Here is an 11379-nt window from a genome sequence, read left to right on the forward strand (position 1 = left end):
GCTGAAAGCACAAAGGTGAAAGCTGAAAGCGAAACTCAAACTCAAAAAGCCGAAAGTACCGAACTTGAGCAATCAAGCTTTAGTCTTTCGGCTTTAAGCTTTTCGCTCAAAATTGGATACGATGGCAAGCGTGCGGCTAATAACTTAACAGGATTAGGGAATTACAGCCGGTCTTTAATTGAGCATTTGGCACATCAGTTTCCTCAACATCAATACCTAGTTTATGCGCCCAAAGTAAAAGCGGCCAAACAGATCGATGCGTTTTTCGAAAATGATAACATCGAGCTTAAACTTCCTAAAAACGGGCCATTTTTATGGAGGACTTTAAATATCCTGAAAGATCTAACCCAGGATGACTGTCAGATTTTTCATGGTTTGAGCCATGAGATTCCATTAGCCATACAACATACGAGGATTAAATCAATTGTTACCATTCATGATTTAATTTTCCTTCGTTTCCCTCAATATTACAAATTTATCGACCGGAAATTATACGAGTGGAAAAGCAAATCTGCTTGTAAACGGGCCAATAAAATTATCGCCATCAGCGAAAAAACAAAGGCAGATATCATCGAACTTTACGGGATTAGTCCGGAGAAGATTGATGTAATTTACCAAAGCTGTGATGATAGTTTTAAAACACCTTTCCCGAAAGAAACATTAAGCAGGATTAGCGCAACCTATAAACTACCTGAAAAATATATTCTTAACGTTGGCACCATTGAAGAACGTAAAAATCTAAAATTGGCTGTTCAGGCTTTAAAAGAGGTAAATGAAGCATATAAACTGGTGGTGATAGGCAAACAAACGGCTTATTTTAAAACGGTTGAGCAAGAAATAGAGAAACTTGGCCTTAAAAACAGAATTCTATTCTTAAAAAACATCCCTTTTTCCGATCTGCCTGGTATTTATCAAATGGCTAGTGTTTTTGTTTATCCTTCATTTTACGAAGGTTTTGGTATTCCGATTATCGAAGCGCTATATTCTGGCGTTCCGGTTATTGCGGCAACAGGGTCATGCCTGGAAGAAGCTGGCGGACCAGATAGTTTATACATTTCGCCTGATGACGCTAACGGACTTACAAAAGCCATTAATCAAATTCTTGAAAGACCGCAGCTCCAAAAAGAGATGAAAGAAAAAGGGCTGGAATTTGTTCAAAAATTCAACAGTGCTGTAGTTACACAGCAATTAATGGATTGTTATTTAACGCTTTAACTGTCCTTCAACTACGCTCAGGATGACAATCATTTATACTTCCCCTTATTTACTACCAAAGAGGAGTTTATCAATTTATTACCACAATCCAGCTCAATCTAAACCTGACATTCGCGAAAAGCCTGTAATCCGATCCTTCCATCGGATGAGGACTTGCAGCATTGGCAGGACTAACGGTTAATAGTAGCACTACCCCTGCTTTTCAAATATAAAAAACTCAATTTCTGTAAATCGACAGTTTCTTTTTTTACAGGCCAATAAATCCCATGTCTCTAAAAAAAGAAAAAGGGCTGGAATTTATTTAAAAATTCAACAGCCCTTGTTATTAATAAATTCTATTCAGATCTTTTAACTTAACAGCTAAATTTTATTTAGCAACTGTAACATTAGGTGGGTATTGTGCCAATATTTCTTTTACGCCTGTATATAAACGTTCTTCTCTTTTGTTAAAGCTATCCAGGTTAAAACCAGATCCCTGTCCGTGCCAGAATAAAATCTTTTTAGCTGGATCTAAGAAATCGATAATGATTGTACCTTCAATATATTGGTTTACATAGGTTCCGCCGCCGCCCCAGAAAGGATTTCCCCAGCCGCCACGCCAGCCCCAACCCCAGCCACCATAGTATCCTGGACCATATACATCGGTTTTTTCACGGGCTACCACTACCAGATTCACCAATAAATCAGGTCTGTCTGATTTGGTAAATCCTTTGGCGTTCATTTCAGATTCAACCGCGGCCATTAATCTGCGTTTATCCAGATTATTAAGCTTAACTCTTGCTATGCCTTTATCGTAAAAATTGTAGGTTTTGTAACCGCTTAAATCAACATTTTTATCATAATCTGATGCGGTGCGGAGTGATGTACATCCTGCTAATGCCAATACCACTGTAAAAAGCATTAATAATTTTTGTGCTGTTCTCATTTTGTGCGTTGTTCTTTAAATAACCTGAATTAAATATAACGATTTTGACAATCAAAAAGGAAAATCATTTATATTTTTTACAATCAGATTGTTATGTTTAAAAACACCCCTTAATTAATTATGTTTTGACGCGCTATATCCTAACTAAATATTTTACAATTCGATTAAAAAATGTATCACAGGGACTTAAATCTTAAGTAAAATTGCACTCCAAAAATCAACAAAGTTTCCTACAACACATTCCTTATAAACTTCTTAAATAAATTAACTTTGCAACATGTTAAGAGACGAAATTAATAAGGCTTTTGAAGTATTAAAATCAGGAGGAGTTATTCTATATCCAACGGATACCATTTGGGGCTTAGGCTGTGATGCAAGTAACCCTGAGGCAGTAGATAAATTACTGAAGATAAAAAACCGCCCTGCAGAAAAGAGTTTAATCGTACTATTGGATGTAGACAGCAAACTGCAAAGTTATGTGGCCGAAATACCTGATGTGGCATATGATTTAATTGAATATGCTGAGAATCCATTAACCATTATTTTCTCTGGGGCAAAAAACTTAGCCCAAAATGTAATCAATGCAGATGGAAGTGTAGGGATCAGGATTGTTAAACACGATTTTTGCACACCATTAATCCAACGCTTTAGGAAACCTATCGTTTCTACCTCTGCAAATTTAAGCGGACAGCCTTCGCCAAAATTCTTTGACGACATCGCTCCTGAAATTATTGATGCTGTTGATTACGTGGTTGACTTTGAGCAGGAAAACCGGACCAACAGAAAGCCTTCAACGATTATGAAACTTTCTCCCGGCGGACAATTTGAGTTTATTAGGAAGTAAACCCCAACCCCTAAGGGGCTTTGAATCGCTGATAGTCTTTACCGACCAAATGTTTTGCTTAATTTTGAACAAATGAATTACCCTTATATATGCAGTCTGAATTAAATGAAGGGAACTCCAAGTCCCCTTCAGGTGATTTAGGGGTTCACCTACAAAACCCAATATTTAAAACCTTATCCACAATTGCCGATAAGAACCATACCGAAGCATATGTAATCGGAGGCTTTGTGCGCGATTTATTTTTAGATCGCCCTTCAAAAGATATTGATGTGGTTGTGGTGGGCAGTGGAATAGAATATGCTGAAGCAGTAGGTAGAAAACTGAATACCAAAGTTGCTGTTTTTAAAAATTTTGGCACAGCAAATATTAAATATCAGGATTTAGAAGTTGAGTTTGTAGGCGCCAGAAAAGAATCTTACCGTTCTGACTCACGTAAACCAATTGTTGAAGATGGCACCTTAGAAGATGACCAGCTGCGCAGAGATTTCACCATCAATGCTTTAGCCATTAATTTAAATACTGATCATTTTGGTGAATTGTTAGATCCGTTTGACGGGATTAAAGATTTAGAAAATAAACTCATCCGTACCCCACTCGACCCCGAAATTACTTTTTCTGACGATCCTTTGCGCATGATGAGGGCAATCCGCTTCGCTTCGCAGCTTAATTTTAACATCGATCCAGCTGCCCTAAATGCCATAAAAACGCAAAAACAGCGTATTACTATTGTATCAAAAGAACGGATTACCGATGAGATGAATAAAATCATCCTCTCTAAAAAACCTTCTGTGGGCTTTAAACATCTTTTTGATACAGGCTTATTGCAGCTCATTTTCCCTCAAATGGCACAGCTTTACGGGGTAGAGATTATTAAAGGAAAAGGACATAAAGACAATTTTTACCATACGCTGGAAGTATTGGATAACATCTGTGCAGACACGGATGATTTATGGTTGCGTTGGGCGGCTATTTTACACGATATTGCCAAACCAGCCACTAAACGTTTTGAAGAAGGGCACGGCTGGACATTCCATGGGCATGAAGATAGAGGAGCCAGAATGGTTCCGAAAATATTTGCACAGTTAAAACTGCCTTTAAACGAAAAGATGAAGTACGTGCAAAAATTGGTACAGCTTCATTTACGCCCGATTGTTCTGGCGCAGGAAACCGTTACAGATTCGGCAGTTAGGCGATTACTTTTTGATGCCGGCGAAGAAATTGAAAGTTTAATGCTGCTTTGCAATGCCGATGTAACGACTAAAAACGAATACAAAAAAACAAAATACCGAAACAACTTTGAGCTGGTTAAGCAAAAGCTCAAGGATGTAGAAGAACGCGATAAAATTAGAAACTGGCAGCCCCCTATTTCAGGAAACGATATCATGGAAACTTTCGGTCTCGATGCAGGAAAAGAGGTTGGTTTAATCAAAAATGCCATCCGTGAAGCCATATTAGAGGGCGAGATTACAAACGACTATCAAGAAGCATTTAATTTTATGCTAAATCAGGCAAAACAAATGGGATTAAATCCTGTTAATAAATAATTTAATTGCTAAAACACTACAATTAGGCTGTCTTTTATGCCACCTGATATTTGTGGTAATTATAAATTAACTTTATTTTTACGGTTCCAAAACACTATAATGGCTATTTATAAATTTAGAATTACTTTCGAAGATTTTGATGATGTTGTGAGAGAGATCGACATTAAATCAAACCAAACATTTGAAGACCTGCATAAGGCTATTCACAGATCTACGGGTTATAATGCCGAAAAATCTTCCTCTTTTTACGTAAGCACCGATAATTGGTTAAAAGGTGATGAAATTGCTTATTTACCAAGCGAACGTAAAAAAGACCGTGTAGTTTTAATGGAGAATTCTAAACTGAGTGGCTTTATTGAAGATCCGCATCAAAAGTTTTACTATATCTACAATTTCGATCGCCCTTATGATTTTCATGTAGAGCTGGTAAAAATAATCCTAGATGCTGATCCAAATATCGAATACCCATTTTTAGCGAAAAGCAGTGGTGAGGCGCCAAAAATAATGGAGCAAAATAGTCCACAGGCTGTTGATCCGAGAGGTGCAGCGGCGGCCGCAAGTGAATTTGATTTCTTAAATGAAATGAACTTTGTGCCAGAAGATACCGACGAATTGGAAGCCATGGGTGAAATGGGTATCAACGCCGAAGAGCGAGATGAAGATGAAGAAAGCGAAGAAGACGAATTCGGCGACGAATTTTCTGATAGTGATAACTTCGAAGATGATAGCCACAAAGACGACTATTAATTACGATATCGTCATGCTGGCCCGAACTTTCGGGAACAGCATTAAATGAACGAATTATTATCCATACAAAGTCAGATGTATACATCTGACTTTTTCTTTTAAAATGTTATGCTTACTGCAGATCAAACTATTAAAAAACCAAAAACCTTAGTTTCTATTGTTGGCCCCACCGCTATAGGAAAGACGGCTTTGGCGATACAATTGGCGCAACATTTTGATACAGAAATCATTTCTGCCGATTCCCGTCAGTTTTTTAAGGAAATGGCCATAGGAACGGCCAAACCTGATGCTGGAGAGTTAGCAGCGGCAAAACATCACTTTATTGATTCACATTCGGTTTCACAACTATTTAGTACTGGCGATTTTGAAGTAGAAGGTCTAAATACCCTCGATCAAATTTTCAAAAACCACAATCTTGCCATTATGGTTGGAGGCTCGGGTTTATATGTTAATGCCTTAATTAATGGCTTGGATGAAATGCCAGATATTGATTTAACCATACGTGAAAGGCTGAATAAACAGTTTGAAGAAGAAGGATTACCAAGTATCCAAAAACAGCTGGCAATATTAGACCCTGAATATTTCGCAAAGGTAGATCAACAAAATCCACAAAGAATGATCAGAGGTTTAGAGGTATTTTTGTCAACAGGTCAAAAACTTTCGTCAATGCTTTCTGCAACAAAAAAAGAAAGACCATTTAATATCATCAAAATTGGTCTCAATACCGATCGTGCTATCCTTTACGACCGGATTAACAGAAGAGTTGATAAAATGATAGCTGATGGTTTAGTAGAAGAAGTAAGGTCGCTAATACCATTTAAAAAATATAATGCTTTAAACACGGTAGGCTACAGCGAACTTTTCGACTACCTAGACGGGAAATTATCGCTTGAGGATGCCGTTTCGGCAATTAAACAAAATACGCGTCGCTTTGCCAAACGCCAGCTCACCTGGTTTAGAAGAGATGAAGAGATCAATTGGTTTGAACCCAATCAAAGCACAGAAATTATAAACTTTATAGAAGATAAAGTAACGGCGAAATAAAAAGAGGTTGTATCATAAATGCAATTTCACTTTAGATCCTGTCATGTTGTCCAAAGGACTCCTACGGAGAGCTTGTCGAAACACCTTAAAACGTATTTAACAGGTCCTTCGACAGGCTCAGGATGACAATTCTATATTTATGATACAGCCTCTTCTTATACCATTAAAAGTCTAATTATTTATCCGGGAATTTAACGCCTCTATATTGCGTAATATCAATGTTTGGTACAGTAGAACCGTATTTAGCATTAATGGCATCTATAAATACATTGGCAATTACTGCATTTCCACGCGGCGTTAAGTGAATACCATCTAAAGAGAATGCACCACCAGTAATAAATGAAGCATTGATACCAACACCCTGAACATTAATACCAGTTTTAACCTGATTAAAATAAGCGTAAGTGTCTGCAATAGCTAAACCTTTGCTTGTGGCTAAAGATTTAATGCTGCTATTATAGCTATTTACATAATCTTTCACTTTAATTACTTCATCCTTATCCAATACCCACTTATTTTCAATCGGATTTAAGGGGTGCAGGCCATAAGGGATTCCGGAACCATTTGGTTTGCCAAATATGCCTTCTGATTGAAATGGCAAACGGATTAAATCTTCAGCAGTTGCAGGCCTTACCGCACCTGTTCCTGTTTGGATATAAATAGCTGCAGCTGCAGGATTAATTGCTTTAGCCGCATTTAATAAAGCGGCTACGGTAACCGTATTAAAATAAGGAACAGCAGTTACATCAGGAATAGTACCAACTATACCTTTTTGGCCCCCGGCAGTTAAGGCATTTAAAAAATTAGCATACAAAGAAGAGAAGGTAACCTTATCCGTTAAAGTGGTAGTTGGATCAGTAGATACAGTTACCGCTCCATTTAAAGCATAACCCAATACATCATTATTTCCAAGCCACAATGAAAAGAAAGTATGGTTTTTGGTTTGAACATATTGAAAATAACTTGTAGTACCCACTTGGGCATCGGTTAATAAACGTTCAAAAAATGGATTTGCAGCACTAAATGCTGTTGCAAAAGCCAGATCAACACGCATGCCGGGAATACCTAAGTTTTGGATTTCGCCACTGTATTTGTCTAAATGCTTTGCTGCATCTCGTATAGCCAGTTTATCAGTTACAGGAGTTAAAGTTGGGGTACCATTAACCAGTGCCGTTAAAGAAATATAACCTGAACCATTTGAATGTTCTTCACTGAAAAAAGGAGAGGTAAATGCCCCACCACCTACCGTAGCCATTTTGGCTGCAATTAAGTTTGGATACGCAACTTTCTGTCCTTCTAAATATAAACCGCCATCAGCATATCCTGAAGTTAAGGAGTTACCTACTGCAATGTATTTACTAAAATTAGCTTGTCCGGCGGTTGTACCTGCAGGCGTTTCAATTTCGGGTTTACAAGCTGCTGCAAAAAGGATGATAGCAGCAACGAAACTATTTAATATATATCTTTTCATTTAAATTTCTCCTACCATTTATAAGTTAACGAAATACCTGGTGCATAAACCAAAGTTTTAAAGGTACCATCCAGGCCCGTTTCGATATTCTTTTGTTTACGCGATTTAACATCTTCAAAAAAGAACGATGCATTAACTTCGAAATGGCGGGTAGGTGTATAACCTAAACCAGCACTTAAAATATAACGGTCCGCATCAGGAGCTTCGGGTGTTACATACCCATCCTGCACTGGAGAAAAGGCATAACCAACACCTGCTCTTAATGCTAATTTTTCTGATGCCTGGTGGTTAATACCTAATTTAAACGAAGAACCATCACGATAATTGCGCGCTGATTTTGTATCAACAAGCGCAGGTGTATTGGTCGCATAATCAAAAGATAAATCCTGATAAATATGCCATTGTACCCAACTTGCATCAAAAGCTAAAACTGTGCTTTTTGACAATGGAATACCTACGCCTAAACTTGTGGTAGCTGGCAAAGGTAATTCAGCGTTAAAGGTATTTCCCGCTGGAAAAGATCCTTCTAACGACTTTGGAACTTCAAATTCTGCTGAGCCACCATCAAGTTTTGTAATTACCTTCGATTTGTGTACGAGTGCAAAAGAGATATTGCTTAATGTTTTAATGTATAAACCCGCATTCCATCCATAACCTGTTCCGGTACCGTCTAAAGTTGCTTTTCCTGAACGGCCGTCAGGAAAATTTACAGGAATAGCTCTTTGAAGATTTACATCGCCATGGTTATAAACAAAGCCTGCACCTATACCAATACGATCGGTAATTTTTATACTTAATGTTGGTTGAAAATAGATTGCTTTTAAATTTAATGAGGTTAAAGCATATTTACCAGACCAATTATCGCCCCAATCTACCAACCCTCCGAAAGGAGTATACACACCCAAACCTAACTTCCATTTATTTGATTTTGGACCCCAAACCGCATAAAACTCGAAAGGTGGAGCAATTTTGTTCTTCACATCTTCTGTAACATTCGAACCGGTTTGCCTAAAAGCTGATTTAAATAACAATGGGTTTACACCTGCTGAAACTGAGTTTTTCTCTAAGAAAGTTACTGCACCTGGATTGTAAAATACGGAAGCCTCATCTAAAGCTAATGCAGAACCTGCACCAGCCATACCAATTTGTTTCTGTCCTTGTAAATTAACCTGGAAACCCTGCCCCAAAACCCAAAGTGGGGCAGAAAGTAATGCGCTCAATAAAATTTTTCTCATCTATATATGGTTAAATAACAAATATATACTATGCTAACATAGCAAACAAACATTTGTTTGTAAGATTTTGAATAGTCTTATGCTTGAGCGGTTGGTCCGCCGAAGCCCATAGGAAAAGGTGGCTCCTCTTGAGTCTTGATGCGTCCGTTTACGGCTTCGAATTTCTGAATATTATCTTCTAATGCTGCTAATAAACGCTTTGCGTGTTCTGGGGTTAAGATAATTCTTGATTTCACCTTTGCCTTCGGAATTCCCGGCATTACACGGATAAAATCTAATACGAATTCGGTATTAGAATGGGTAATAATAGCTAAGTTAGAAAAAATTCCTTCTGCAATTTCTTCTGATAACTCTATGTTTAACTGATTCTCGTTTTGTTGTTCTTCCATAATAACAAAACTAAGTGTTTTTATAAATAAAATATCAGTTAATTAAATATTTTGGCCTGGTCGGTGGATCTTTTGTTAAGTAAATGAAAAAGATTATCCTTCGATTAGGCTACCATTGAAGATTCCTATTGAAAGCTCCTCAGCCATAAGTCAATTCCAATACACCGGGCAGATCATCAACCCTAAAAAATGGTTTCATCTATTATTTGTTTAGTAGCGGTTTTACGCGTTTCAAAGTTTCCTCTGCAGTAACAGTTGATAAAGATTTTAAGTTGAAATTTTCTAATGCTTTATTCAATTCCTCAAGTGCTGCTGTATTTTTATTTTTGGTATAAAGTGCCTGTAGCTGTTTAATTTTCTCGAAATCCTGTCCGCCTTCAATCAATTTCTCAAACCTCACCGATGTTAAAGGCCCAGGATAAACCTGGTAGGTATCGCCAGCAGGCCAAGCTGTAAAACGCGTATCGGTTAAAGGATTTTTGGTCCAGCTGTTATAGGCCCAACGCAAATAACCGTCCATATTTTTATTGGCGGTGTACCAGCCCATCCATACTTGTTCTGCAGGCGAAGAGAAACTAAATGCATTTGGGTAAGGTTCGGTACAGCAAGTATACCAGGTGCTGGTTTTACCTTGTGCGTTACGTTTTTGTAACACATCAGCGGGAAATTCCCATTTTGAAGCAATGCAATAATTATCGATATCTTTTTCGATTTCCTGATGGTATTCACCAGCTAAAGCGAGTTTCCATTTCGGATCAACACTTTTTAATAGTTTGATTACAGCCTGCATAGCTTTCATTGGGCGTTCATCCATAGCGATATAGGTCTTCTCGAACCAGTTCTTAACTTTTAAATGTTTAGTAAAATCGGTAAGCATGTTCTTCCAAAAGGCATTGTAAGCAGGAGTACCAATAGCCTCGGTAAAAACAGCTTCTTGCTCTGTACTTTCATCCCAATAGGTAAAAGCAATTTTCCATGGCACCATACTGTAGCAATTAATGCGTTGATTTATGCCGGTGGTCATCACAAAAGCAATGTATTTATCAAATAGGCTATAATCGTAAAGCCAACTGCCATCTTTTTTCTTTATCCATTTGATTAAACTTGGATAATCATCATAGGTTTGATGCCCCCAGGGTTCGTTTACAATACTTGCTGTAATTGTTTTCTGTCCGGCATTGGCCAACATGGTGTAATATGGTTTCATTAATACAAAATGTTCGTCGCTCCATAATTTTACGTTATGCGCCCGGGCAATAGCAGCAGGATGCTGCCATAAATCTAAATCGTATTTCCACTCACTTGGAGGTGGTAAAGTTTTATCGAGTACTTGGATTTTAATGGGTAAATCGTATTCTTTTTTGCCTTTTATTTTGACCGTTCCTGAGTAATTTCCGGCTTTTACATTAACAGGAACTTTTATACTTAACCAAACTGGTTGTGTATTTTTAGCATTAATGCCGATTGTATTAAGTTTGGTATCGATCAGGTCTGCTACATACGATGAATCAAAATCTGCAGCTTTACGGTAGCCACAGCCATCTCTAAACTCGTCGGTAATTACATATTTAATTATGCCTGAAGTAATGTTTTCTTTTTTTATGCTATTGCCTTGTTGATCTTTCAGATCAGAAACCTGTATACTGATGTTGGTATGCTTAGCTTTTGTCCAAAGTAACAGCTGGGTATGTACTTTTTCTCCTTTCCAGGCAGCAGTATTCCATGTATTTTGAATTGAAACGGCTGGAGGTACCTCTTTTGCAAACCTGAGGTTACTATTAGCAAAACTAATATTTAATCCTTCAGCGGCATTATTCCACTCCTTATTTAGAATTTCGCTATCTGGCAATTTTGCTTTTTGTAAGGCCAAACTAACATCCTGCGCTGCGCTTGTTAAACCCAAACTCATTAATAGTATCAATAATAAAAACTTCATAAACCTAAGTTAATCAAACCTACCAGAAT

At 37.6% G+C, this 11379-nt stretch carries 10 protein-coding genes; 5 read left to right on the forward strand and 5 right to left on the reverse strand.

Annotated elements, in window-relative coordinates:
• The first annotated feature begins 15 nt into the window (after nt 1–15).
• Nucleotides 16–1215, forward strand: coding sequence for a glycosyltransferase family 4 protein (locus tag AC1RJ8_RS15855; protein ID WP_492954560.1), 1200 nt, complete (start codon nt 16–18; stop codon nt 1213–1215).
• Nucleotides 1216–1582: 367 nt separating this feature from the next.
• Here the strand turns inward: AC1RJ8_RS15855 and AC1RJ8_RS15860 are convergent, their stop codons facing one another.
• On the reverse strand, nt 1583–2140 hold the full coding sequence (locus tag AC1RJ8_RS15860) for a DUF4136 domain-containing protein (RefSeq protein WP_492954559.1): 558 nt from the start codon (nt 2138–2140) through the stop codon (nt 1583–1585).
• Between the two features lie 277 nt (nt 2141–2417).
• Between AC1RJ8_RS15860 and AC1RJ8_RS15865 the strand changes: the two genes are divergently transcribed.
• The 4 genes from AC1RJ8_RS15865 to miaA all read left to right on the forward strand — a co-directional run bounded on the left by AC1RJ8_RS15865 (nt 2418) and on the right by miaA (nt 6319).
• Nucleotides 2418–2984: an L-threonylcarbamoyladenylate synthase gene (locus AC1RJ8_RS15865; protein WP_492954558.1), complete on the forward strand. Its 567-nt coding sequence runs from the start codon at nt 2418–2420 to the stop codon at nt 2982–2984.
• A gap of 89 nt (nt 2985–3073) precedes the next feature.
• Nucleotides 3074–4528 (forward strand): CCA tRNA nucleotidyltransferase, encoded by a 1455-nt coding sequence (locus tag AC1RJ8_RS15870; protein WP_492954557.1) that lies wholly within the window; start codon nt 3074–3076, stop codon nt 4526–4528.
• Nucleotides 4529–4627: 99 nt separating this feature from the next.
• The gene (locus tag AC1RJ8_RS15875) at nt 4628–5275 is read left to right on the forward strand and encodes an IS1096 element passenger TnpR family protein (protein ID WP_057932466.1); all 648 of its coding nucleotides are present in this window, start codon (nt 4628–4630) and stop codon (nt 5273–5275) included.
• 108 nt (nt 5276–5383) lie between these two features.
• The gene (gene miaA, locus AC1RJ8_RS15880) at nt 5384–6319 is read left to right on the forward strand and encodes a tRNA (adenosine(37)-N6)-dimethylallyltransferase MiaA (protein ID WP_492954556.1); all 936 of its coding nucleotides are present in this window, start codon (nt 5384–5386) and stop codon (nt 6317–6319) included.
• A 175-nt stretch (nt 6320–6494) separates the two neighbouring features.
• Here the strand turns inward: miaA and AC1RJ8_RS15885 are convergent, their stop codons facing one another.
• From AC1RJ8_RS15885 to AC1RJ8_RS15900, 4 genes are all read right to left on the reverse strand, one after another.
• On the reverse strand, nt 6495–7790 hold the full coding sequence (locus AC1RJ8_RS15885; protein ID WP_492954555.1) for a G-D-S-L family lipolytic protein: 1296 nt from the start codon (nt 7788–7790) through the stop codon (nt 6495–6497).
• A gap of 11 nt (nt 7791–7801) precedes the next feature.
• Entirely contained in the window at nt 7802–9025 is a 1224-nt protein-coding gene (locus AC1RJ8_RS15890) for an OmpP1/FadL family transporter (protein ID WP_492954554.1), read from the reverse strand.
• Nucleotides 9026–9102: 77 nt separating this feature from the next.
• Nucleotides 9103–9414 carry a DUF3467 domain-containing protein gene (locus AC1RJ8_RS15895; protein WP_055914859.1) on the reverse strand — a complete coding sequence of 104 codons (312 nt, stop codon included), beginning with the start codon at nt 9412–9414 and terminating at the stop codon, nt 9103–9105.
• 202 nt (nt 9415–9616) lie between these two features.
• Entirely contained in the window at nt 9617–11350 is a 1734-nt protein-coding gene (locus AC1RJ8_RS15900; RefSeq protein ID WP_492954553.1) for a DUF4091 domain-containing protein, read from the reverse strand.
• Between the last annotated feature and the right edge of the window lie 29 nt (nt 11351–11379).

The organism is Pedobacter sp. GW822-FHT03F06 (genome assembly GCF_058801365.1).

What these genes read in the sequence shown, in the direction of transcription:
- AC1RJ8_RS15860 (WP_492954559.1), bottom strand. Translation starts at nt 2,140, where the DNA reads ATGAGAACAGCACAAAAATTATTAATGCTTTTTACAGTGGTATTGGCA.
- AC1RJ8_RS15865 (WP_492954558.1), top strand. Translation starts at nt 2,418, where the DNA reads ATGTTAAGAGACGAAATTAATAAGGCTTTTGAAGTATTAAAATCAGGA.
- AC1RJ8_RS15870 (WP_492954557.1), top strand. Translation starts at nt 3,074, where the DNA reads ATGCAGTCTGAATTAAATGAAGGGAACTCCAAGTCCCCTTCAGGTGAT.
- AC1RJ8_RS15875 (WP_057932466.1), top strand. Translation starts at nt 4,628, where the DNA reads ATGGCTATTTATAAATTTAGAATTACTTTCGAAGATTTTGATGATGTT.
- miaA (WP_492954556.1), top strand. Translation starts at nt 5,384, where the DNA reads ATGCTTACTGCAGATCAAACTATTAAAAAACCAAAAACCTTAGTTTCT.
- AC1RJ8_RS15885 (WP_492954555.1), bottom strand. Translation starts at nt 7,790, where the DNA reads ATGAAAAGATATATATTAAATAGTTTCGTTGCTGCTATCATCCTTTTT.
- AC1RJ8_RS15890 (WP_492954554.1), bottom strand. Translation starts at nt 9,025, where the DNA reads ATGAGAAAAATTTTATTGAGCGCATTACTTTCTGCCCCACTTTGGGTT.
- AC1RJ8_RS15895 (WP_055914859.1), bottom strand. Translation starts at nt 9,414, where the DNA reads ATGGAAGAACAACAAAACGAGAATCAGTTAAACATAGAGTTATCAGAA.
- AC1RJ8_RS15900 (WP_492954553.1), bottom strand. Translation starts at nt 11,350, where the DNA reads ATGAAGTTTTTATTATTGATACTATTAATGAGTTTGGGTTTAACAAGC.